This is a genomic window from Halodesulfovibrio oceani subsp. galateae (assembly GCF_055397225.1).
Window position 1 is genome coordinate 2,643,758 of record NZ_AP042453.1, and the last position, 23,101, is coordinate 2,666,858.

At 44.6% G+C, this 23,101-nt stretch carries 21 protein-coding genes; 16 read left to right on the forward strand and 5 right to left on the reverse strand.

The annotated features are described in order from the left end of the window. The first annotated feature begins 1 nt into the window (after window position 1). The 10 genes from acs (at window position 2) to ACZ5V1_RS12000 (ending at window position 10,025) form a co-directional block, all read left to right on the forward strand. Window positions 2-1,975 carry an acetate--CoA ligase gene (acs, locus tag ACZ5V1_RS11955; RefSeq protein WP_464389024.1) on the forward strand — a complete coding sequence of 658 codons (1,974 nt, stop codon included), beginning with the start codon at window positions 2-4 and terminating at the stop codon, window positions 1,973-1,975. A gap of 74 nt (window positions 1,976-2,049) precedes the next feature. Beyond that, entirely contained in the window at window positions 2,050-2,724 is a 675-nt protein-coding gene (purN, locus tag ACZ5V1_RS11960) for a phosphoribosylglycinamide formyltransferase (RefSeq protein ID WP_464389025.1), read from the forward strand. A gap of 3 nt (window positions 2,725-2,727) precedes the next feature. Beyond that, window positions 2,728-3,699 carry a LysR family transcriptional regulator gene (locus ACZ5V1_RS11965; RefSeq protein ID WP_464389026.1) on the forward strand — a complete coding sequence of 324 codons (972 nt, stop codon included), beginning with the start codon at window positions 2,728-2,730 and terminating at the stop codon, window positions 3,697-3,699. 12 nt (window positions 3,700-3,711) lie between these two features. Further along, window positions 3,712-4,290 (forward strand): AmmeMemoRadiSam system protein A, encoded by a 579-nt coding sequence (gene amrA, locus ACZ5V1_RS11970; protein WP_464389027.1) that lies wholly within the window; start codon window positions 3,712-3,714, stop codon window positions 4,288-4,290. Between the two features lie 157 nt (window positions 4,291-4,447). Beyond that, window positions 4,448-5,587 (forward strand): MFS transporter, encoded by a 1,140-nt coding sequence (locus ACZ5V1_RS11975; protein WP_464389028.1) that lies wholly within the window; start codon window positions 4,448-4,450, stop codon window positions 5,585-5,587. Between the two features lie 79 nt (window positions 5,588-5,666). Then, entirely contained in the window at window positions 5,667-6,152 is a 486-nt protein-coding gene (locus ACZ5V1_RS11980) for a hypothetical protein (protein ID WP_373794427.1), read from the forward strand. Between the two features lie 270 nt (window positions 6,153-6,422). Then, window positions 6,423-7,244, forward strand: coding sequence for an ABC transporter substrate-binding protein (locus tag ACZ5V1_RS11985; protein WP_160712706.1), 822 nt, complete (start codon window positions 6,423-6,425; stop codon window positions 7,242-7,244). Between the two features lie 69 nt (window positions 7,245-7,313). Further along, window positions 7,314-8,009 (forward strand): ABC transporter permease, encoded by a 696-nt coding sequence (locus ACZ5V1_RS11990; RefSeq protein WP_464389029.1) that lies wholly within the window; start codon window positions 7,314-7,316, stop codon window positions 8,007-8,009. A gap of 2 nt (window positions 8,010-8,011) precedes the next feature. After that, on the forward strand, window positions 8,012-8,668 hold the full coding sequence (locus ACZ5V1_RS11995) for an ABC transporter ATP-binding protein (RefSeq protein ID WP_464389030.1): 657 nt from the start codon (window positions 8,012-8,014) through the stop codon (window positions 8,666-8,668). Window positions 8,669-8,858: 190 nt separating this feature from the next. Continuing rightward, the gene (locus ACZ5V1_RS12000; protein WP_464389031.1) at window positions 8,859-10,025 is read left to right on the forward strand and encodes an iron-containing alcohol dehydrogenase; all 1,167 of its coding nucleotides are present in this window, start codon (window positions 8,859-8,861) and stop codon (window positions 10,023-10,025) included. Window positions 10,026-10,151: 126 nt separating this feature from the next. On the opposite strand, the gene ACZ5V1_RS12005 is transcribed toward ACZ5V1_RS12000, so the two are convergent. Then, on the reverse strand, window positions 10,152-11,144 hold the full coding sequence (locus ACZ5V1_RS12005) for a hypothetical protein (RefSeq protein WP_464389032.1): 993 nt from the start codon (window positions 11,142-11,144) through the stop codon (window positions 10,152-10,154). Window positions 11,145-11,412: 268 nt separating this feature from the next. Here ACZ5V1_RS12005 and rlmN point away from each other — a divergent pair, with 268 nt between their 5' ends. Continuing rightward, window positions 11,413-12,465 (forward strand): dual-specificity RNA methyltransferase RlmN, encoded by a 1,053-nt coding sequence (rlmN, locus tag ACZ5V1_RS12010; protein WP_464389033.1) that lies wholly within the window; start codon window positions 11,413-11,415, stop codon window positions 12,463-12,465. Window positions 12,466-12,548: 83 nt separating this feature from the next. On the opposite strand, the gene ACZ5V1_RS12015 is transcribed toward rlmN, so the two are convergent. Next, window positions 12,549-13,868 carry a YihY/virulence factor BrkB family protein gene (locus ACZ5V1_RS12015; RefSeq protein ID WP_464389034.1) on the reverse strand — a complete coding sequence of 440 codons (1,320 nt, stop codon included), beginning with the start codon at window positions 13,866-13,868 and terminating at the stop codon, window positions 12,549-12,551. A 135-nt stretch (window positions 13,869-14,003) separates the two neighbouring features. Between ACZ5V1_RS12015 and ACZ5V1_RS12020 the strand changes: the two genes are divergently transcribed. Then, window positions 14,004-14,402, forward strand: a complete 399-nt coding sequence (locus tag ACZ5V1_RS12020) for a rhodanese-like domain-containing protein (RefSeq protein ID WP_464389035.1) — start codon at window positions 14,004-14,006, stop codon at window positions 14,400-14,402. Between the two features lie 229 nt (window positions 14,403-14,631). Here ACZ5V1_RS12020 and ACZ5V1_RS12025 read toward each other — a convergent pair whose 3' ends face one another. The 3 genes from ACZ5V1_RS12025 to ACZ5V1_RS12035 form a co-directional block, all read right to left on the reverse strand. Further along, window positions 14,632-15,507 carry an amino acid ABC transporter permease gene (locus ACZ5V1_RS12025; RefSeq protein WP_160712690.1) on the reverse strand — a complete coding sequence of 292 codons (876 nt, stop codon included), beginning with the start codon at window positions 15,505-15,507 and terminating at the stop codon, window positions 14,632-14,634. A 69-nt stretch (window positions 15,508-15,576) separates the two neighbouring features. Further along, window positions 15,577-16,404, reverse strand: a complete 828-nt coding sequence (locus tag ACZ5V1_RS12030) for a transporter substrate-binding domain-containing protein (RefSeq protein ID WP_464389036.1) — start codon at window positions 16,402-16,404, stop codon at window positions 15,577-15,579. A 31-nt stretch (window positions 16,405-16,435) separates the two neighbouring features. Next, the gene (locus ACZ5V1_RS12035; RefSeq protein ID WP_464389037.1) at window positions 16,436-17,254 is read right to left on the reverse strand and encodes an amino acid ABC transporter permease; all 819 of its coding nucleotides are present in this window, start codon (window positions 17,252-17,254) and stop codon (window positions 16,436-16,438) included. Between the two features lie 1,569 nt (window positions 17,255-18,823). On the opposite strand from ACZ5V1_RS12035, the gene ACZ5V1_RS12040 reads away from it, so the two are divergent. The 4 genes from ACZ5V1_RS12040 to cysK all read left to right on the forward strand — a co-directional run bounded on the left by ACZ5V1_RS12040 (window position 18,824) and on the right by cysK (window position 23,087). Further along, window positions 18,824-19,819 (forward strand): HD-GYP domain-containing protein, encoded by a 996-nt coding sequence (locus ACZ5V1_RS12040; RefSeq protein WP_464389038.1) that lies wholly within the window; start codon window positions 18,824-18,826, stop codon window positions 19,817-19,819. Window positions 19,820-20,032: 213 nt separating this feature from the next. Next, window positions 20,033-20,881: a Fe-S cluster assembly protein NifU gene (gene nifU / locus ACZ5V1_RS12045; RefSeq protein WP_464389039.1), complete on the forward strand. Its 849-nt coding sequence runs from the start codon at window positions 20,033-20,035 to the stop codon at window positions 20,879-20,881. Next, entirely contained in the window at window positions 20,878-22,071 is a 1,194-nt protein-coding gene (gene nifS, locus ACZ5V1_RS12050) for a cysteine desulfurase NifS (protein ID WP_464389040.1), read from the forward strand. The genes nifU and nifS overlap by 4 nt, the downstream gene beginning before the upstream one ends. 86 nt (window positions 22,072-22,157) lie before the next feature. Then, window positions 22,158-23,087 (forward strand): cysteine synthase A, encoded by a 930-nt coding sequence (gene cysK / locus ACZ5V1_RS12055; RefSeq protein ID WP_464389041.1) that lies wholly within the window; start codon window positions 22,158-22,160, stop codon window positions 23,085-23,087. The last annotated feature ends 14 nt before the right edge of the window (window positions 23,088-23,101 follow it).

Genomic DNA, 23,101 nt, shown 5'->3' on the forward strand with positions numbered 1-23,101 from the left:
CATGATAGACAACACACAACCTACATCCAACGGAACTGTTGAATCACTTTTGACGGAACAACGAGTTTTTCGTCCTCTGCCGCGTGTCATTGCAGACTCTGCTGTAAACCCTGCCGATTTAAAGCACGCTTATCACAAAGCAAGCGTGGACAGTCTGGCTTATTGGGAAGATGCAGCGGAACGCCTTCAGTGGTACCGCCGGTGGGATACTGTACTTAACGATACAGATGCGCCCTTCTACAAATGGTTTTTCGGCGCCCGTTGCAATATTGTGCACAATGCTCTCGACAGACACATAACCTCTCCAAACCGCAACAAACTTGCTCTTATTTGGGAAGGTGAACCGGGTGACACAAAACGGCTCACATACTTTGAACTCTATAGAGAAGTTAACAAGTGCGCTAATGCCATGCGTGAACTTGGTGTTACAAAAGGCGACACAGTTGTAATTTATCTTCCGTCGCTACCGGAAACTGTAATTTCTATGCTCGCAGCAGCAAAAATCGGGGCAATTCACAGTGTCGTCTTTGCGGGATTCTCAGCCAATGCGCTTGCGGAGCGTATTGAAGATGCAAAACCAAAAATTATTATTACAGTCGATGCGTTTTACCGTAATGGTCGTATCCTAACGTTAAAACCGTTGGTTGATGAAGCACTGGAACAGGTTGAACATACTGTCGACCACACCATTGTTGTGCACCGTACGCATGTTACGGTTGAAATGGATGCTGAGAAAGACCTGTGGTGGCATGATGTCATGCGCGGCAAATCATACGAGGCCATCACAGAAAGTATGGACGCCACTGACCCGCTCTTTATGCTCTATACCTCCGGAACAACTGACAAGCCTAAGGGCGTCGTCCATTCCCACGGTGGGTACATGGTGGGAGTACATCAAACCTTCACGCAGGTTTTTGACAACAATGCCACTGACATTTTTTGGTGTACTGCTGATGTAGGTTGGATTACAGGACATTCGTACGTTGTTTACGGACCACTTATGGCAGGAACCACAACCTTCATGTATGAAGGCCATCCGCTGTATCCGGAAGCAGGAAGACTATGGTCTGTGGTTGAGCGCTGGGGAATCTCAGTTCTCTATACAGTTCCGACACTTATCCGTATGCTTATGCGCTTTGGAGAAAAATACGCTCTGCGTCATGACCTGAGTACTCTGCGCCTGCTTGGTACTGTAGGTGAACCAATTTCACCGGAGGCATGGGTCTGGTTCCACAAACATATCGGTAAAGGGCAATGCCCGTTGCTGGATACGTGGTGGCAGACTGAAACGGGGATGATTATGATTTCTCCGTACCCGATATCTGTGCTTAAACCGGGTTCTGTAGCCCGTCCTCTTCCAGCTGTTGATATTGATATTGTTGATGACGACGGTACCCCTGTCCCGACAGGCAAAGGCGGCTATCTGGTGATCAAAAAACCTTGGCCTGCCATGATCACTACATTGTTCAATGACGAAGAAACGTACAAAGAAATGTATTGGTCACGTTTTCCGGGATATTACTGCTCCGGAGATATTGCTCGAAAAGACGAGGATGGATACATCTGGCTGCAAGGTCGTGCTGATGATGTCATCATGATTGCCGGACATCGAATAGGCACCGCAGAGTTTGAAGCAGCGCTGTCCTCGCATCCGCTCGTGGCAGAATGTGCTGTTATCGGTATGCCGGACTCAATTCGCGGTGAAGTTGCAAAGGCATATGTAGTACTCAAAGAACAGACTGACACTCTGTACTTTATGAATGAAGAAGACGAAACAGAACAGCAGCTCATTGGGCATGTCCGTGCTGAACTCGGTTCTATTGCTGTAATTGGTTCAGTGGATATTCGTGATGCTCTCCCGCGTAACCGAAGTGGCAAAATTATGCGGAGGCTATTGCGTGCAGAAACCACCGGTGGTGATCGCGGCGATACCAGTACATTAGAAGAAGACCCGTTTTGGGCAACCATAAAATAGATACCGACAAATCCTTTTGACCGATTTATGCTCAGGTCCTTTGTCGAATTGCCTCATATTTTTACGGAGACATAATGTCATTTAACATAGCGGTACTCGCATCCGGTTCCGGTTCCAACTTGCAATCTATTATTGATGCAGTTGAACGCGGCGCCTTAGACGCAAAAATTTGTCTGGTTCTTTGCAACCGCAGCAATGCTTTTGCACTTGAACGTGCAAAAAAAGCCGGAATTCCGACTGCAATCATTCTTCACTCGGATTTTGAGAATAGAGAAGAATTTGATGCGGCGATGATTGAGCAATTGCAAGCCGCTAATGTTGACCTTGTTGTTCTCGCAGGATTTATGCGCTTGCTGACTCCTTTGTTTATTCAAACATTCGCAGGGCGCATTATTAATATCCATCCTGCCCTGCTTCCGTCATTCAAGGGAGCGCACGGCATTGCGGATGCTGTTGAGTACGGCGTAACACTGGCGGGGTGTACAGTACATTTCGTTGATGAAATTATGGACAATGGTGCTATTATTGCTCAGGCAGTGGTTCCTTTTGCGTCAGACGAATCAGCGGACACAGTGCAGAAACGCGTGCTTGCTTTTGAACATCGTGTTTACCCGCAAGTCTTGCAATGGATTGCCACCGGACGAGTTTCTCAGAACGGGCGTAAAGCTTCTGTGCAGGATACCGGCTTAGCCAAAGTCCCTTCTGACGGCAGCTTTATTGTTTCACCTCAATTAGAGGATGGATTTTAGGTAATGAATATAGGGCGAGTTAATCTGGCTTCGGTCAACCTTAACCTGCTTGTTGCACTTAAGGCGTTGCTTGACGAAGGCAATGTTACCCGTGCAGCGAAGCGCTTAAATATTACACAAAGCGGCATGAGCAAAAACTTACGGCACCTTCGTGAGTTATTTGACGACCCGTTGCTTGTACGCAGTGGCAACAACTTTGCGCTCACAGAACGTGCAGTAGAACTGAGCCAGAATCTAGAACGGATTCTGGGTGAAGTTACAGGCTTGCTCGACCGAAGTAGTTTTGATCCTGCAGAATGTACTCGTACATTCACCTTTGCTACCTCAGACTATGTGGCAGAATATATTTTTCCAAAAGTTCTGGAAAACTATCTAAAAGTTGCTCCTAACATTTCTATTAAATTAGAGATGTCGAACGAAACAACAATCGGTAAGCTATCGAATGGTCCCTATGATCTAATCACATCAATGCTGGATTCGCAGTATCAAGGACTACATCACCTCGTTATCGGGCGCGATCAGTTTGCATGTTGTATGCGAAAAGATCATCCGTTAATGAAACGCGGGGGCGGACTTTCCCTGAGCGAATACTGCTCTCTCGATCATGCAGCCATTACAGGCGGCGGTGACAAAGTACACGTTATCGAAGCGGAACTTGCCAAAATAGGCCAGCGTCGATCCGTACGTTTTTCTGCCCCTCTATACACAACAGTGTGTAAAGTTGTGAGTAATTCTGATATGATTGCAACCATGCCGAGCCATATTGCGAGTAACCTTGCGCCGGAATTCGATCTGGCATGGTGCGCTTTGCCGTTCTATATTGAACCATTCGACTACACCATTGCATGGCATGAACGACAGCATCATGATGCATCGCACATTTGGTTCCGCAACATGATGCAACAACTTATTCAATCAAGTCTCTATAGTCATATGGCACAAGAAACGCCGAGCGACATTTTGTGCGTGTTATAAACGGAGAAAAGTATGAGCAACGAAAAAGCCAACGTACGCAGCCTTTCTTTAACCGCCGCAGATAAAGATTACTTACGAGAACTCGTTCAGTGGAGCATCTCTACGTACTTTGAAGGCGTTCATACACTTGACGATAAAAGCGTTCCAAAACCGGAGAGCCCACTTTTACAACAGGAGCTTGGCGCTTTTGTTACGCTCAAAAAAGATGGAAAATTACGCGGCTGCATCGGGAATGTTGTCGGGCAAGGGCCGTTGTATCTTACTGTAGCCTATATGGCGCGTGCAGCAGCATTTGAAGACCCACGTTTTCCGCAAGTGTCAGAAACTGAATTTGCCTATCTCTCAACCGAGATTTCCATCATGGGGCCAATCACTCTTTGTCCAGATACAGATCTCATTGAAATAGGTACGCATGGACTCATTATGCAAAACGGGGCAAACTCCGGCTTACTGCTTCCACAAGTTGCACAGGAATGGAACTGGGATCGTAAGAAATTTCTCGAACAAACCTGTCTCAAAGCTGGGCTCAAGCCAGACATGTGGAAAAATCCTACCACTAAAATTTATTGGTTCGAAGCCTACGTTCTATAATTACTCTTCAGACAACTATCTTTAATTCATACGATTTTACAATACGTATGAATAATCTTGCTTGCTTGGACAACCAATATCTTGCATTATCGTGCCGCGCACTTGGGTGTGCGTAAATATTTACACCTTTTTTGCACGATTTTCTGGAGAGCCTACCATGTCCGACGCAGATCGCCGCCGAATGTATATTTATCTGCTTATCATGACCATTGCTGTTGCAGCTGGTTTTCAAGCGTGGCGTACCCTCTACAACAACTTTGCTGTTGATATTGTAGGACTGACTGGCCAACAGATCGGTATCATTCAATCCGTTCGCGAAATTCCCGGTTTCCTTGCCCTGTTAGTCATCTATCTTTTACTTTTCATTTCTGAACACCGCCTTGCTGCTATTTCCATAGCCATCCTCGGGCTTGGTGTCGGACTTACAGGTTCAATGCCTACGTATCAGGGAATGGTTTTTACAACTCTCATCATGAGTTTCGGTTTCCACTACTATGAAACGGTTAACCAGTCTCTTACGCTACAATATTTTGATTTAAAAAAAGCTCCTGTCATCATGGGCAGACTCCGCGCAATGGGTTCCGCAACGAACCTTGTTGTCGGTGGATCTATCTTCCTGCTAAGCATGAAACTTGATTTCCAGCAGATTTTCTGGGTGTTCGGTATCATCGTCATACTCACTGCCATGTGGTGTTTTACACAAAACCCTACGTCATCTAATGTTGCACCGCAGCATAAGAAAATGGTGCTGCGCGGCCGCTACTGGCTTTTCTACATGCTCAACTTTTTTGCAGGCGCTCGCAGACAAATATTTGTGGCTTTTGCAGTGTTCCTCATGGTAGAAAAATTCAAATTTTCTATTCAGGAAGTTACCCTGCTCTTCATCGTTAACAACATTATCAACTGGTGGCTTTCACCTGCAATTGGTAGAGCTGTTAACAAATTTGGAGAGCGCAAAGTTCTTTCACTGGAATACGCAGCCATGATCTTTGTTTTTGTTTCATACGCCTATGTGGAATCAAAACTCCTCGTGGCATTCCTGTATGTTCTTGATCATATTTTCTTTAACTTCTCTCTTGCAATTAAATCGTACTTCCAAAAAATTGCAGACCCGTCCGATATCGCCCCGTCAATGGCGGTAAGCTTTACCATCAACCACATTGCAGCGGTTGTTGTTCCGGCTCTCGGCGGTATGCTCTGGATGGTGGACTATAAAATTCCATTCCTTGCAGCAGCAGGAATATCTTGTATTTCCCTTGCACTAGTACAGCTTATCCGCACACCGGATCACAGCTAATCACGGACAAACTGACATCGTTCATAGTACGTGCTACTCAATATCATACTACGTAGCGCAACGACATAAGGAGAATAAATTGAAACAATTACTCTGCTTCATACTCATTTGTATTGCATTTGCAGCAATCCCAGCATTTGCGGAAGAAGCCCCGAAACCAGCTAAAGCAGTGCAGCCCGCAGCACCTAAAGCAGATACGCCTGCTGTGGTTACATCGCGCACCACCCCTATTTTTGTTGAACAGAAAGGGGCAGATAATCTCGGTTCCATGCTTGCGTTTGAACTCAAAAGTGCATGCAACACATCCAGCCTCTTCAAAATGACAGGTGATGATGTTCCGAAGATTACCGTAATCATCACCACAATGTCTGAATTTGCAGATCGTCCTAAAATCGGCTCCGTATACAGTGTTGTCTGGGTGTTTTCCGAAAACTCAAACAACCTGAAATACTACCTCGCTCAGGACACCGGTATTGTGACTGTAGACAACGTCTCCGCGCTCGCAACATCAGTAGCAAACAAGACTGATCAAATTGCTTTGCAATATGGCTACTTGTTTGAATAAATTCTTCTTGTAACGCGTTTTTTTAGCTATCTGAGGACAGTGATTTTTTCACTGTCCTCTTTTTTTGCTGTAAGTTATGGTTAGCTAAGGTTATCTATTTCCAAAGTAGATAATTAAATTCAACAAAATCAATGTGTAGTTATTAGTTTTTTCACCTGTGTCATTTTATAAGCAGGTATTTTTAGTTTCCATTAGGCGGAAAATATGGTTACACCTCTTTTTATTCCTAATCAGGACTAAAAATAACTTAAAATGACCATGGAGCTCTTAATGAAAAAATTTGCTGCCTTACTTCTCGCATTAGCTCTGCTCGTACCAGCAATGGCGCAGGCACAGGAAAAAGTACTTATGATGGCTACCACCACCAGTACTGATAACACCGGCCTTCTTGATGAGCTCATGCCTGAATTCACTAAAGATTCCGGCATCGATATTCGCTGGACTGCTATCGGTACCGGCAAAGCACTTGCCATGGGCCGTAACTGCGACGTTGACGTACTGCTCGTACACGCTCCGGGTGCAGAAAAAAAATTCGTTAAAGATGGCCACGGTGTTGACCGTACCCAGCTTATGTACAACGACTTTGTTATTGTAGGCCCTGCTGCTGACCCTGCACACGTTAAAGGCATGCCTATTGAAAAAGCACTGAAGGCTATTGCTGCTGCAAAAGCTCCTTTCGCTTCCCGTGGTGACAACTCCGGCACCAACAAAAAAGAAATTTCTCTCTGGAAAGCAGCCGGTATGGCAGTTCCAGATAAAGCAGACTGGTACATGCAGCTTGGTCAGGGTATGCTCAAAACTCTGAACGTTGCAGCACAGAAAGGTGCTTACACCATGACTGACCGTGGTACATGGATCAAGTACATGGATGTTAACAAAGGCAAGACATCGTTGAAAATCGTTGTAGAAGGCGATAAAGTACTCTTCAACCAGTACAGTGCTATTGCTATCAACCCTGCTGTTTGCCCTAAAGCAAAAGTAGAACTTGCTAACGAATTCATCGCATGGATGGCTTCCCCTAAAGCACAGAAAGCAATCGGCGAATTCCGTCTGCTCGGCAAACAGCTCTTTACACCTAACGCAGGTAAATAATTTGCTTTTGCACACATAGACTTTGCTGGGGTGGCTTTTGCCACCCCTTTTTTTTGGCAAGGAGATTACATGGGTTTCATATATGAAGGCCTACTAAAGGCTTTTCAACTTCTCTTCGACGGCAATCCGGAAACATGGTCTGCCGTTTACATAACGATCTGCGTTTCATCCCTTTCGATTTTCTTCACGATTCTAATCGGTGCGCCGCTTGGTTTTGTGCTCGGGTATTGTCGTTTTAGAGGACGTGACACCCTACGGATGATTACTGACACCCTACTCTCCTTTCCCACCGTTGTTATCGGCCTGCTCGTGTACTCCCTCGTTTCACGACAAGGGCCACTCGGTGACTTGGATCTGCTGTTTACCCTTTCCGGTATTGCTATCGGTCAGGTAATGCTCGGTATGCCTATTGTTGTTGCAATGGTGGCAACTGCAGTGGAAAACGCAGATTCCGGCATGAAAGAAACCTTGCTCACGCTCGGTGCAGACAAGTTCCAAGTACTTCGCGCGACACTTTGGGAAACACGCTATCATCTCATGCTTGCCGGTGTTGCAGCCTACGGGCGCATAGTCTCTGAAATTGGTATTTCTATGATGGTCGGCGGAAACATTAAATGGCACACACGCACCATCACCACCGCGATTGCTTTAGAAACAGGTAAAGGCGAATTCGCCATGGGCATTGCTCTTGGTGTGGTTCTGCTCATCATAGCTTTCGGTGTGAACTTCAGTGTCGCAAAACTTAAACGCCGCGCGGGGCAATAGTCATGTCGCTTTATCAGCTTTCAAACATCGTCCAAATTTACGGCGGCAGAACTGTTCTCTCTATTGACTCCCTGACACTGGAAGCAGGCACGATTACAGGTATCATCGGCCCTAACGGCGGCGGTAAGTCTACTCTTATGCGCATGCTTGCCTTTCTGGAATCTCCACATGATGGAACAATTCTGTACAAAGGTGCCAGAACATCTATCACAGACACCTCGCTCAGGCGCGAAGTAACTCTACTGACTCAACAGCCATATCTTCTTAAAAGAACCGTTCAAGAAAACATTGAGTACGGCCTGCATGTACGGGGCATAACCAACATTTCCGGCATTGCCGCTTCTGCACTTGAAGAAGTCGGCCTTTTACCGAATACATTTCTTACCCGTAACTGGTTTGAACTTTCAGGCGGAGAAGCACAACGCGTTGCACTTGCAGCCCGTCTTGCGATGAAGCCGAGAGTACTTTTGATGGACGAGCCAACATCTTCTCTAGACGAAGAATCCACTGAGCGAATTCGAAATGCAGCAGTGCGTGCAAAAACAGAACATAAAACAAGCCTCGTTATTGTTTCACATGACAGAGAATGGCTCACTTCTGTATCTGACAGCACTGTACTTATCCGTAACGGAAAAATTGAGTACACGCATTCAGGATAGCAATACTTGCACTCCACCACTCCTTTCACTTCACAATCGTTTGCTTTCACTCTAACATACTGTAGGAACACTACTCTTCTGTGCCCTTTCACGCCATCCATCATCACAACACTTGTCGTCGCCTCAGTTACTCGCTATAGTCAACATTGTATAATTCTGGGCAATAACATTTTTTTATCAGGTGATTAACATGGATGCTTTTACTTATAGTGCCCCTACTCAGGTAATTTTTGGTCAAGACGCTGTCGATCTCATCGGCTGGCATATTGTTAAAGAAGCGTCTTCGGTCCTTCTTGTTATGGGTGGCGGCTCGGCACGTAACAACGGTGCTTATGAAGCAGCGACCCGTTCGTTACAGGAAGCAGGCGTGGATTGGACAGAATTTTGGGGAATTAAACCCAACCCTTCACTTGAGCAAGTTGAAGCAGGCATAAACATTGCCCGTAAAGCTAGTGTAGGTGCAGTTCTCGGTATTGGTGGCGGCAGTGTTATTGATGCTGCAAAAGCCATTGCAGCAGGTTTCTACCTAGACGACTACTGGGAGCGCGTTGAATCTCGCAAAACCGTAGAGCGCTCTTTACCTGTCTACACAGTTGTTACACTGTCCGGCACCGGTTCAGAAATGAATGGAAAAGCCGTTATCACCAACGAGCAATTACAAAAGAAATGGAGCCTCGGTGGACATTGCATGATCCCTAAGGTCACTGCAATCGACCCCCTCTATCAGGTACAGACTCCGTGGAATCTCACAGCTGGTAGCGGCATTGATGCAATGACTCACGTTATGGAAAACTATTTCCGTGGACGCATTGCAGACAAACGCACCGGTTACTTCAACGAAGAAACTACCCTGAATATTTGTGAAGGGCTGCTCATTTCTCTTATCAACTCCCTGCATTCTTTGCGGCACGCTCCTTCAAATTACGAAGCACGCGCCAACCTTGCATGGGCTTCCTGCTTAAGCCTCAACGGCCTTACCGGCTGTGGCTTATCCGGCGGAGACTGGACTTCTCATGCGCTTGAACATGCTCTTAGCGGACGCTTCCCGCATATCCCGCACGGAGAAGGACTTGCCGTCATTTTCCCTTCATGGATGCAGCAGGTTTGTGCAAAGGCTCCGGACATTTTTAACCGCTTTGCATCAACCGTCTGGGGACAGGAAACAATTCAAGGCGGCATTGATGCCACCCGTGCAGCATTCTCCGCATGGGGCGCACCATCACGCCTTTCCGCGTGGGGCGTAACAGAAGAGGACGTACCGTACCTTGTTGAAAGTGCATTCGCGTACCGAGCTCTTGGCCATGTTGCCCCGTTGAGCAGAGAAGACGTTGCTGAAATATTTATGCGTGTGCTGTAGCAGCCACAACTTTCTGTAAAATTTATTTGTTCGCAAAAAAGCCCGACGTCGCATGCACGATGTCGGGCTTTTCTTATTGCAATAAAGCCTCAATGAACCCAATAGGCCACGGGCATCTATAAAATTTTATCCAATCACAGACGATACAGCTATTTCGCGCAGTGTCTGGTAATATTTACGAAACAATTCTTCCTGCTGAACGGTCGGAGATTCACCCGAACCGCTTACGCCTGACTGAAACATCAACACGGTACCATCAACCAGCATGTACCAGTTATAATAATACCCCGCCCCCTTGTTTCCTCTTCCATCCGCTGAAAACATAACCCAAATGCTTTGAGTATTTCCGAGTCGCTGGATGCCCTGCGCTAAAATTTCTACAGCGCCGAACTGTTCTGTAAGCACATCTGTTGAAACACGACGCTGGAGTTCCTGCATGACTGCGTCGTCAGAATACACTCGTTTAGCACGAGCATACTGTATGGAAAAAAACGGAACGCCATTCCCCATGGCACTTCGATATTCCACAGACCGCTTCTCTCCATTCGATGGAGCTTGTCCCCATGTTTTGGGTACAGAAATTTTACAAGTTCTTTTCTTGCCACTGGCAACCCACTGATAACGGGCGGCTGAGACAAGACCGTCAGTAAATTCTAGTTCAGGGTTCAGCTTATATTTTTCAGTATGGAACAAAGCGGCGCGAGCCACAGTAGAAGGCAGGCCACTCTCGGCATATGTCTGCACCTTTTCCACCAAAGAAAAACATGGCGAACAGCCTTCAGTCAGCGAATATATATTCTTACTGGATTGAAGTAACACAGCATCATGCTTTCGAAAATTTACAGCATTATAATGTTCTCCACGTATAGAAGAAACAACATCATCAAGCAGAGCGGCAAATACCCTAGAAGCATTTTCAAATCCTTCACTCATCTCCGGACACGTAGCACCACAGAGCTCCAAACCCTGACTATGCGCCATGTAAAAAGAATACAGTTCCATATCTACGCTACGCATCGAAGCTGCGTGTTCCTCACGAATATCGCCTGCAGCTGCATTCAACGTTGTAGCGCAAATTAAAATTACAATCGCAACCATACAGTTGCTAGCTAGTTTCACAACACCCCCTCCATAGCGATAAAACGATTCTATTTGTGCAATAAAGACACTTACACATAGCATTATTTCCTTTAAAAATTAAGATGTTATTTCACACCCATCTCACAGACCTGCTTACAGACGGCAAACTTTACCATTCCTGTATTCTGCAAAGGTTTCCGCTGCCTCTTCACAGGTGAACCGTTAATGTATATAGAGTCTGTGGCGATGGCGCACTGCGTTCATCCACATATTCACCGGTACACAGTACCGGATAAAAGGGGCCGTCATGGTTAATATTCTTGATCTCTCATATGAAGAGCTTGAAGAGTTTCTCGTAGAACTCGGAGAAAAAAAGTTTCGCACCAAGCAAGTTTGGCAGTGGTTGTGGAATAAATACGTTCAATCTTTCGATGAGATGACCAATATCTCAAAAACTGTTCGCGCTCGTCTGCACGAAGAAGCATACATCCGCTGGCCGGAAGTTGTTACCTCACAGACAAGCAAAGACGGTACGATCAAGTTTCTCCTTAAGCTGCATGACGGTGCTCTTGTGGAAACCGTACTCATTCCCGGTTCCAAAGGAAGATACTCACAGTGTCTTTCCTGTCAGGTTGGGTGTGCAATGGCCTGTACCTTCTGTTCTACCGGCACAATGGGCTTTAAGCGCAACATGACCCAGAGCGAAATCCTCGGTCAGATTCTCGTTGCACGTCATTCCCTTAACGACGTTGCTGAACGACCAATCCTTCGCAACATCGTGTTCATGGGCATGGGCGAACCGCTCCTTAACCTTGAGATTCTGCTCAAGTCGCTTAACACCATGCACAGCACTCTCGGCCTTGCATTTTCTCCACGCCGCGTAACTGTCTCTACCTGTGGTATTCAGAAGGGACTCAACGAGCTCGGCGAATCCGGCCTTGCTTTCCTTGCAGTGTCTCTGCACGCTCCGAATCAGGAAGTACGCGCTAAAATTATGCCGAAGGCTGCACGCTGGGAACTTAACGACTTGATGCACGCACTTAAAAATTACCCGCTCAAAACCCGTGAGCGCATTACATATGAATATCTGCTGCTTGGCGGCGTAAACGATTCTGTTGAAGACGCACGAGAGTTGCATAAGCTTATTTCTCAGACCAAATCAAAGCTTAACCTCATCGTCTACAACCCGTCAGAAGGCGATCCATACAAAGCTCCGTCTGAAGAAGCTGTTCTCAAGTTCCAGAAAATTCTCTGGGACAAAGGCGTAACCGCCATTATCCGCCAATCAAAAGGCGCGGATATTAAAGCAGCATGTGGACAGCTTGTTGCTGACCAGAATAAAAAAGACGCTGAATGTTAAAAATAAAAAAAGCCCGGAGCATAACGCTCCGGGCTTTTTCTATTCTATTTTCTTAATTGATTTCGCTAACAGAAATTTTCAACCTACAACTCAGAAAGAGTGCAGTCTTTGCCGCTGGCAAGTTGCTTATATAATGTTTCCACAATAGCGACAGAATCTGAATGCCCTTGAATCGCGTATTGCATCACCCGTTCCGGATGATACTGCGCCACGGCAGTTACAATGTCAGAAACGTGAGTTGTTGTTGCTGGTCGAGCCAAAATATACGTAGCATTTTCGGCATCTAATTTTGCCACGAAACCCTTCTCTTCTAGTAAACCAAGAACATCTTCCAGTAGCAGCTGGGAAATTTTTAGCTTTTCACTCAAAGAATCAACTCGCACAGCGCCCTGATTCTCCCCATATGTTTTCGCCAGAGTTGCCATTACGGCAGTGGCAAGAATCGCTTTTTCATAACAGCTCGTTTTACCGGCCAGCATTTTATCTTCTTCTGTTGATCCATATTGAATAGCGTAGCAAACTTCTACACCGAACAATACAATCAGCCAGCTGATGTATATCCAGATAAGGAACAGTGGAAGCTGGGCAAAACTGCCGTAAATCATATTGTATTTATTCACGTCGACTAAGTAGGAAAGATAAATACTCTCTACCCCTTTCCACAAAACAACGCCTATCAAAGCACCTACAAATGCGCTTCGTTTCTGAACCTTGAGGTTAGGAATAAACGCATACGCAAAGAAAAGCAGACACCAGATCATTACGGTCGGTATCAATTTTAACAGTAGGATATAGACGTAATTCACAGCATCAATACTCAAAAGATCTTGAACAATTGATTCATGCTGCATTGTCACACTAAGACTGACGGCGACACCAAGAAAAACAGGGGCGATAAGAACCATAGAAAAGAAATCTGTAAATTTTCGCCACATGGTTCTGCCGTGTTTAACACTCCAGATAGTATTAAACGCAGCCTCAATGTTTCCCATTAAAGAAATAACTGTGAAAAGTAATGTCGCAACGCCAATAACACCAAGCGTGGTAACATCTGTGTTGTTCACATATTCCAGAAGAAACTCCACAGCCTTATTGTTACCGGCAGATGCATTTAACAGTATATAACGTAACGTATCACTGTTCTGAACTCCCAGCCCTTTCGAGATAGCAAACACAACAGCAAGAAACGGCACTATGGAAAGTAAAGTTGTATACGCAAGTGCAGTTGCACGCAGCATGCAGTTATCTAATAGGAATCCATTAAAGATAACAGAAAGCCGCCTGCAAAAAATGACTCCCCACTGTTGAACCATTGGCAGAGTGTCTAAATCCACACGCCACATACCTCTGGTTACAAACTGGATTATCGGAGACATCTGCTTCTTGGAAAAAGAACGAACCATAGTGTATCCTGTTACGAATAATTTAAGTTAACAACAATGTATCTGTCAGCCTACATGCTGTGGCTTGACTCTACAATACTCTTGTTCAACAATATCCCGAAACAAAAGAGTTTCTGATTATATTAGGAGTGTCATATGCAAGAACACATCGATGCCTGTCCTCAACTTTCAGAAGTTTTGCGCGAAATGGACATAGCTTTTCTGGTTGCAGGCGAATACGGAATCACCGTTGAAGAAGCCAGTAAATTTATTGACCATGATCATTTCATTTTTCTAGATGTCAGAACAAACGAAGAAGCGAAATCACTGACATTTTCATTCGCACAACATATTCCGTTGAATGAACTTCCGGATCGACTGAGCGAAGTGCCACGGGATAAATTTATTATCACCTTCTGCCTCTCTGGCTTCCGAGCCTCCATGGCATATACGTATCTTCGCACACAAGGGTATGATGAGATTAAGGCTCTTAAAGGCCGACTCGATCAGCTGGCTGGAGCCATGACGCCGGAACGCTTCTACAAATTACTATAAGACAAAAAAATCCGTCAGTTCAAAGGACTGACGGATTTTTTTACGCTTACGCTTCAGACAATTACCCAAACAAATGGCACTAAGCCGTAATTACGTTCACGAACAATAACTTTTCGCTAATCGGGTCAAGGGAGAGTCTCCCTTGCGGGTGCAGGGCAGAGCCCTTGCTCGCCGAAGGCAAAGAAACTCAAAAATATTATAAGCAAAAGAAGCAACACCCCAACTAACGTTAATTCTTCCACTCTAAAGTATGTTCAACCCAACGGGAAAGCAATGAACAGCCAAGAGTCAACACTAGATACATCATGGTAATGGTGATCCATATTTCAAATACCAAGTAGGTAGACGCCATGAGTTCCAGCCCCTGAAATGTCAGTTCCTGAATAGAAATTACAGACAAGATCGCTGAATCTTTAATCGTTGAAATAAACTGCCCTGCCAACGGCGGGACAATCACTTTCAGCGCTTGTGGCAAAACCACGAGCCGAAGCTGATCAAACCGATTAAAGCCTAAAGATGCTGACGCTTCCCACTGTCCGCGCTGTACGCTGTTTACACCGCCACGAACAATTTCTGTAATGTAGGCACCTTCATACAAGCCGAGAGTTATTACACCTGTAACAAACTGGGTAAACTGCGATGGCTTACTGAACAATACCGAAATGACTGAATGCAGCCACGGTGGAAGATCCTGAACGACTGAATCCAGCGCCAGATAATGAGTAAGTTGAGCAGATAAAAAGAAATACGAAATAAAAATCAGCACGATTGGTGGCATGTTTCGTACAATTTCAACGTAGGTGCGTGAAAGCATTCGCGCAAAGTGGCTCTGACTTACCCGCGCAAGCCCCATCACCACTCCCACTACGGAGGCCAGAAGGGTTGCCCAGATGCTCAGACGGATTGTGGTAAAAAGTCCTTCAAGTAAAAAGTTAGGTTCCCATGATCCGTTTTTATTTCGTAGAATAAATTGCGGAATGGTTTCCCAGCTCCATTCGTATTGCAGCTCGTTTTCCAACTGCCAGCAGAAGTAGAGAATGCTGCCACCAATAAGTGCCAGCAGAATGTAGTCGAGGAGAACAGGTTTGTATCGTTTTTGCTGCATAAGAAAAATTGTGGCGGAACAAGTCCGCCACAGTGTTAAATGTATTTTTTAATCCGCTAGTTCATGCTCTTACTTAAGCATGGACTCCCACTGTTTGCCTTCAAACCAGTAGTCTTTACGGGCTTTAAGCCAACCGGAATCATGCTTGATACGAACCCAGTTGTTGAGAACGTTCAAAGTATCTGGATCACCTTTACGCAGAGCAAAAGCGATAGGCTCTTTCGTAAATGTTCCTTTTACCGGCACGAATAATTTTTTCGGAAATTCATATGCTTTAAATGCAGGAAGTGGAGCGCTGGCGAGCATTACAGCAGCTCTACCTGTCATGAGTTCCTGCACGCACTGTGTTTCTTTTTCAAAAAGTCGCACATCTGCTTTAGGGAAATATTTTTTTGCGGCAGCAGCAGGTGTTGAGCCGATACGGGCAACAACAATTACGCCTTCTTTGTTCACATCTTCAAGAGTGTGAATGTCGCCGCCCTTTTTGAGAGATCCAAGAATGGCGATGCCGGTGTAGTCGTACGGATCTGAGAAGTTTACTTTGAGGTTACGCTGAGTAGTTACGGACATACCGCCGATAATTACATCAAATTTATTTGCAAGCAGCGCAGGAATAATACCAGACCAAGTGGTAGGTACAAATTCAATTTCAACACCAAGATCTTTTGCAAGTTCTTTCATTACGTCAATTTCGTATCCTACAAAATCGCCGTTCTTATCTTTCATTGCCCAAGGAACAAAGGTTGAAAATCCTACACGCAATTTATTCCGTTCTATAACTTTGGAAATTACGCTTTCCTTGTTCAGCTCGGACATCACATTCTGCGCAGAAGCAGGAATACAAAATGCCACAACAAGCAGTAGCGCAACGACTGTTTTCATCATAGATCTACCCACGTCAATCCTCCTCTTTTCTTAGACTCAATTTCTAGAGTTCATACGAATATTTCTTTTCTAGAAAATGTACGACAAAAGACAAACTCACTGTAATCAATAAATAAATTAGTGCCACTATAAACCAAATCTCAAAAGTAAGATAGGTTTCAGAAATGATTGCCTGCCCTTGCATTGTCAGATCGTAAATTGCAATGACGGAAACCAGTGCGGAGTCCTTTACCAAAGAGACAGCCTGTCCGGTTAATGGCGGCAATGTGGCTCGAATTGCCTGTGGCAGCACGACAAGCCTGTAGATATGAAAACGACTCAAGCCAACGCTTTCCGCAGCTTCCCACTGTCCTTTAGGAACAGAATTGATGCCTGCGCGAAAAATTTCTGCGATGTACGCACCTTCAAAAAGAGCAAGCGCAAGAACGGCAGAAAGAAAACGCTCCATCTCCAATACTGGTGCGATAACAAAGTACATTATCAGCACCTGAAGCATAAGCGGCGTGTTGCGGATTAGCTCAACATAAAGAAGAGCAACAGAGCGAGCAACGATTGACTTAGAAGATCTGAACAGTACCGAAATGAGCCCAAATGCAAAAGCCAGCACCATGGAATAACATGCTATTTCAAGAGTTACGCAAAGACCGGTAAGCAACGGCCCCATGTGGAATGATCCGTCGGTGATGGTAAAAATGTAGCGAGGAACTCTGTTCCACTGCCAGTTATAACCAGAAGCTTCTGCTCCGGAAAAAACACTCTGAATAAGAACTGTGATTACAGCGAGATACATCGCTATATCAACGGCAATAGATCGAGTGTCAGGATGGATGTAATGAAAAATTTTACGGAAAATATGCTGCATGCTGAACGGTCTTTACTCCACAAAAAATGATAGCCAACAATCAGGTGATACTAAAAAGCAAACATGTTGGACATATAAATAATATGCATCTTCATTTTGTACAGTGTTTGTCCTTTTTTGAAAAAATCACTTAATACTGTGAAAACGAAAAATCAGTACACCCTACCACATTTTTTGAAACACCATGTTATCAAAATGCAGTCCATGCATGCTTATTTTTCTCCAACCCATTATATCTATTAGAAATAATAAATTATTGATGAGAAGTTCAATCTGCAAATTTCAAGCTGCGATAAAAAATCCCCTCTACTCGGGGGAGTCCATTCTCCATGCTTATTCCCTGAATCTGTACATTCGTTTCCATGCGTAAAAAGTAACATCTTCTGTACAATTCCACATACGTAAATTGAATTAACTTAACCTGTAAATTAGCAAAAGGGCTGTACGTCCCATTTTCAGAGACCTTTTTATCCTCGTCATCACTTTAGAAATAAAAATATAAACAGACTGCATAGATTCTAGACTTTGGTTTAAAAATCAAATAATCTTTTTATATCATAACATTATAATAACTTAGAAAAAGATTTTTGCCTTTTCGAAGAATATTAAAATGCCACCTGAGGTTGTATTATTCAATATAGCCACACACTCTCTAGCCGTACCAATTCAAAAAAACTGTATTGAAAAATAAAATTATTACCTGAACATAAAAAAGCATTGTACAAAAAAGTAAAAACAAGCATCAACGCTGTTCAAATTTGTTTTATTTGCTGACACATAGCTTCTTCCTGCAATTAATAGAAAAACACTATTACTTTTTCATTTTGTGTAGAATATATGTGATAAACGGATAAATGTTTATTCATTTTTATACATCAGCAACAGAAAGTGTATAAAAATTTTGCATTAAAATTCTTTAAGTGTTGTAAAAAACAAAACAGGTATTGGTAATGTTTTTTTTGTTTTCAAAAAACTATAGTAAAATATTTAAACAACGATAATACTTTTGTATATTGCAAAAAATTGGTCGTGGACAAACAACAAAAGTTAGCGCAACATGCGGTTACTCTTTTGTAATTTCGTTTTTCTATAAGACTTGCGTTAAAAAGAATCGAACACAGCTTCACACTGTGTTTTCACTTTCACCCCTTGCAGTTGGTTACTGAATCAACCATACAGTTGTTCACTGTTAGTTAACATTTTCATACAGAGTTAACTAAATTGAATGTGTTTTAAAAGGTTAGAATAATCCTTTGTTGGCTCAACAAGGGATAGAAAATAGGTGATACTCACCAGCTTTATGCTATGTGCTTACATTCTCACTCCTCCCCAGCAGTACAGAATATTAAAGCCATACCTGTAACAGGAAAACATAGCATCACTACAAAAAGAGTTGGTGAGGGCGTTCTAACTTAAGCACACAGAATGACGTTACGAACATTTACGGTGCGAATAAATTCCCCCTTGTTCTCTCCGTGTCAGGCATACTGCTCATGCTTCCCCAAAGCTAAGCTGCATACTCTATGTTTGTAATATTTGTGCTTACAACCTTACAGGCTACATCAGGTAATGACACAAGCTGTTCCCCAAGCACCTCCCAGAGAGGAATTGCCGCACGACTTTTTCCCCGTCTTGCCTTCACTGGTCTTGCGTTCGACCCGTGGGAACTACGACATTTATATCCGCAGTGAAGATTCTTTTGCACTGTATGCCAAAGCTGGAGACAGCTTTACCGAGCATCATGAAAGAATCCTGCTCAACAGCGGACGAAAAAATGTTTACATCCGGCATGACCAACGACCAGAGTATTTTGATCACATCACTTCACATCTCGGCGAAACACTTCTCGATGAAAAAATTCCAAGACCAACGAGAGCGCAACTTTTTTACGAAACTTCATTAGAAATCGTAGAAGAAATTTTCACAGAAGAACTTCCTCCGGGTATAGACCGAGGCGAGTTCAACAGAGTCTTCGAATTTGTGACCAAAGGTGTAAGTTTTCTTACTCTGGAAAATTCACTCAAAACTATGGGCTCAATTATCGCCCACGACTATCAAACGTATTCACACTCACTTCACGTCTTTGTCTATTCCCAGCTCATCCTCCAGACATATTCGTTTGCAGAACGGGACATGGTACAATTTGGCCTTGGTGCCATTTTGCATGACATCGGCAAACGAATGATTCCCGAAACTATTCTTAATAAACCAGGAACTCTTACAACAATAGAGCGACAACACATCAATACCCACCCTGTTCATGGCGCCGGTGTATGTGCTCGACTTCCCCTTTCTCAGGATGCCCTCAACTGCATTCTCTTCCATCATGAAAAACTCGATGGCTCCGGTTATCCCTGCGGGCTCAAAGAGCCGGATATTCCCCTTCCGGTTCGTGCAGTCACCATTGCGGATATCTATGATGCAATCCGTTCCTCAAGACCATATTCAGACGGAACTGATGCATTCAGAACATTACGCATCATGAAAGAAGAAATGCCTACACAGATAGATATGAATGTATTCAAGCGCTTTATTCAAATCTTGAGTGGAAACGGCATTATTTAATCGTTAGGCTGCAAAAATATAGTCTGCATTTCAAACTGCCTCATATATTCTTAAAATTATCGAAGAATATCACTTGAAATCGGGTTCATTCGTAAGTCTTCGTGTGCCATCTTAAAAAAAAAATGCGTTTCCCCCTTCCCTAACCTCTTTCGCATTACTATACTTCAAGATGCGCTCACAATACTTATGAACTGAATCCGGAGGATACTTGTAATGTGGGAATATACTGATAAAGTGCGCGAGCACTTCCTAAATCCAAAGAATGTAGGTGAGATGACAGACGCAAGCGCCATTGGCGAGGTTGGAAGCCTTGCATGTGGTGATGCGCTGAAACTCTTCCTTAAAATAGATGATAATGATCGCATCGTTGACGCCACTTTCCAGACCTTCGGATGCGCCAGCGCTATTGCATCTTCTTCTGCTCTTACAGAATTGCTTAAAGGCAAAACTCTTACTGAAGCAGAAAAAATCACTAACAAAGAAATTGCCGATTACCTCGGCGGTCTCCCAGAAGAAAAAATGCACTGTTCCGTTATGGGACAGGAAGCTTTAGAAATGGCTATTAAAACCTACCGCGGTGAACCTGTTGAAGTTCACGAGCACGAAGGAAACATCGTATGCCATTGCTTTGGTGTTACTGATGAACAAATCCTGCGTGCTGTGACTGAAAACGGCCTTACCACTGTAGAAGAGGTTACACATTACACCAAAGCCGGTGGCGGTTGCGGTAATTGTGTTGACGACATTCAGCGACTTATTGATGAAGCAACTGGTAAAATTGCTGCATGTGAAGTTCCTGAAGCTACTCCCCGTCCGGCTCTTTCTAACATCGAGCGTATGCAGCTTGTTATGAAGGTGCTTAACGAAGAAGTTCGCCCGCGCCTCAAACAGGACGGCGGTGATGTTGAACTTATCGATATCGAAGGACACATGGTAAAAGTAGCACTTCGCGGTATGTGCTCCAGCTGCCCTTCCAGCAAGCTTACTCTCAAAAATGTTGTAGAAAAAGCTTTGCAGGAACAGGTTGAACCAGAACTCACAGTTGTGGAGGTATCGCAGTGAGCACAATCTATCTCGATAACAACGCGACCACAAAAATCGATCCGTTAGTGCTTGAAGTGATGATGCCGTTTCTTACAGATTACTACGGCAACCCATCCAGCATGCACCAGTTCGGTGGACAGGTCAGTTCAGATATTGCCAAAGCACGTCATCAGCTTGCGTCTCTTTTGAACGCACAGCCGGATGAAATTATCTTTACCGCAGGCGGTACAGAAAGTGATAACACTGCAATCTACTCAGCGCTGGAATCTCAGCCGGGTAAAAAGCACATTATCACTACACGTGTTGAGCATCCTGCAATTCTTAACGTTTGTCAGCACTTAGAACAGCGCGGCTACGAAGTAACCTACCTGAATGTAGACACAAAAGGTCAGCTTGACCTTGATGAACTTCGTGCTGCACTGCGCCCTGACACCGCACTAGTTACCATCATGTATGCTAACAGTGAAACCGGCGTTATGTTCCCAATGCATGAAATCGCTAAGATCGTAAAAGACCGCGGCGTAATGATGCACACGGATGCAGTTCAGGCTGTTGGCAAAATTGAAATCAACCTTGCAGAATTCCCTGTAGATTTCCTCTCCCTTTCCGGCCACAAAATTCACGGCCCTAAAGGTATTGGAGCTCTGTACGTTCGCAAAGGCGCTTCCTTCCGTCCTCACCTCCGTGGTGGACATCAGGAACATGGACGCCGTGCGGGCACCGAAAACACTGCGTCTATCGTAGGTCTCGGCAAAGCAGCAGAACTTGCACAGTTGAATATGGAAATTGAGAATACAGGCGTTAAGCACATGCGTGACGTTCTTGAAAAAGGTCTTCTCAAGTCAATTCCAGAAGCTATCATTAACGGTGACACCAAAGACAGATTGCCAAACACTACCAACATCTCCTTTAAGCATGTTGAAGGTGAAGCAATTCTGCTTATGATGGACGGACACGGTATAGCAGCAAGCTCCGGCTCTGCATGCACATCCGGTAGTCTGGAACCTTCCCATGTGCTTCGCGCAATGGGCGTGCCGTTCACATTCGCACACGGTTCCATCCGTTTCTCACTTTCCCGCTTTAACAGCGACGACGAAATCAAAGTAGTGCTTAAGGAGCTTCCTCCTATCATCAAGCGCCTGCGTGAGATTTCTCCTTATAAGGATGACGACAGCATAGAAGCTCCATCACGTCCTTGTTCTTGTTAATAGCAGACCCTAAGATATATACTTCAGGGTCGGACAACACACGTGGTTAGTCCGACCCTTTTTTTTTCATCTAATGAGGTAACTACATGAACATCGCAGACACAATGATCGACCTTGTAGGCAAAACACCGCTCGTTCGTATTAACCGCATTGCAGAAGGCGTACAGGCCGAAGTTATCGGCAAGCTGGAATCTCTTAACCCATGCTTTTCGGTTAAAGACCGCATCGGTTACAACATGGTTCAAACCGCAATTGATTCCGGCAAGACAAACGAGGACACTGTATTTGTTGAAGCAACCAGCGGCAACACCGGTATCGGCATTGCTTTCACCTGTGCTGTAAAAGGCTTCCCACTTATTCTCACTATGCCGGAATCCATGAGTAATGAACGCAGAGCGCTTCTCAAAGGCTTTGGCGCAAAACTCATCCTGACCCCTTCCAGCCAAGGCATGAAGGGAGCAGTGGAAGAAGCAAACCGCATTACAGAAGAAAACCCGAACGCCATCCATCTTCAGCAATTTGCGAACAAAGCGAATCCGGAAATTCATCGTAGAACAACTGCCAAAGAAATTCTTGAAGACACAGACGGTCATATCGACATTTTCGTTGCAGGCGTTGGAACAGGCGGCACAATCACCGGCGTCGGCTCTGTTCTTAAAAAGCACAATAAAAAAATTAAATGCATCGCTGTTGAGCCAGACGCATCACCTATTCTTTCCGGCGGCACCCCGGGGCCACATGCCATTCAAGGTATCGGCGCAGGGTTTATACCGGAAATTCTCGACAGAAGCGTAATTGATGAAATCATTCGCGTTACCAACGAAGATGCCCTAGCTATGGCACGTCGCCTTATGAAAGAAGAAGGCATTATGTGCGGCATCTCTTCCGGTGCAAATGCATACGCAGCGCTACAACTTGCCAATCGACCTGAAAATAAAGGAAAGCGCATTGTCTTTATCATCTGCGACACTGCAGAGCGCTACCTTTCAACCCCGCTTTTTACAGAAGCTGACTAGCAAACTCGCAAGGG

Coding starts and splice junctions, on each gene's coding strand:
- ACZ5V1_RS11965 (WP_464389026.1), top strand. CDS start 2,728: ATGAATATAGGGCGAGTTAATCTGGCTTCGGTCAACCTTAACCTGCTT.
- ACZ5V1_RS12035 (WP_464389037.1), bottom strand. CDS start 17,254: ATGCAGCATATTTTCCGTAAAATTTTTCATTACATCCATCCTGACACT.
- ACZ5V1_RS12025 (WP_160712690.1), bottom strand. CDS start 15,507: ATGCAGCAAAAACGATACAAACCTGTTCTCCTCGACTACATTCTGCTG.
- ACZ5V1_RS12000 (WP_464389031.1), top strand. CDS start 8,859: ATGGATGCTTTTACTTATAGTGCCCCTACTCAGGTAATTTTTGGTCAA.
- ACZ5V1_RS11995 (WP_464389030.1), top strand. CDS start 8,012: ATGTCGCTTTATCAGCTTTCAAACATCGTCCAAATTTACGGCGGCAGA.
- nifU (WP_464389039.1), top strand. CDS start 20,033: ATGTGGGAATATACTGATAAAGTGCGCGAGCACTTCCTAAATCCAAAG.
- ACZ5V1_RS12040 (WP_464389038.1), top strand. CDS start 18,824: ATGACACAAGCTGTTCCCCAAGCACCTCCCAGAGAGGAATTGCCGCAC.
- ACZ5V1_RS11985 (WP_160712706.1), top strand. CDS start 6,423: ATGAAAAAATTTGCTGCCTTACTTCTCGCATTAGCTCTGCTCGTACCA.
- ACZ5V1_RS11975 (WP_464389028.1), top strand. CDS start 4,448: ATGTCCGACGCAGATCGCCGCCGAATGTATATTTATCTGCTTATCATG.
- acs (WP_464389024.1), top strand. CDS start 2: ATGATAGACAACACACAACCTACATCCAACGGAACTGTTGAATCACTT.
- purN (WP_464389025.1), top strand. CDS start 2,050: ATGTCATTTAACATAGCGGTACTCGCATCCGGTTCCGGTTCCAACTTG.
- cysK (WP_464389041.1), top strand. CDS start 22,158: ATGAACATCGCAGACACAATGATCGACCTTGTAGGCAAAACACCGCTC.
- amrA (WP_464389027.1), top strand. CDS start 3,712: ATGAGCAACGAAAAAGCCAACGTACGCAGCCTTTCTTTAACCGCCGCA.
- rlmN (WP_464389033.1), top strand. CDS start 11,413: ATGGTTAATATTCTTGATCTCTCATATGAAGAGCTTGAAGAGTTTCTC.
- ACZ5V1_RS12015 (WP_464389034.1), bottom strand. CDS start 13,868: ATGGTTCGTTCTTTTTCCAAGAAGCAGATGTCTCCGATAATCCAGTTT.
- ACZ5V1_RS12020 (WP_464389035.1), top strand. CDS start 14,004: ATGCAAGAACACATCGATGCCTGTCCTCAACTTTCAGAAGTTTTGCGC.
- ACZ5V1_RS11990 (WP_464389029.1), top strand. CDS start 7,314: ATGGGTTTCATATATGAAGGCCTACTAAAGGCTTTTCAACTTCTCTTC.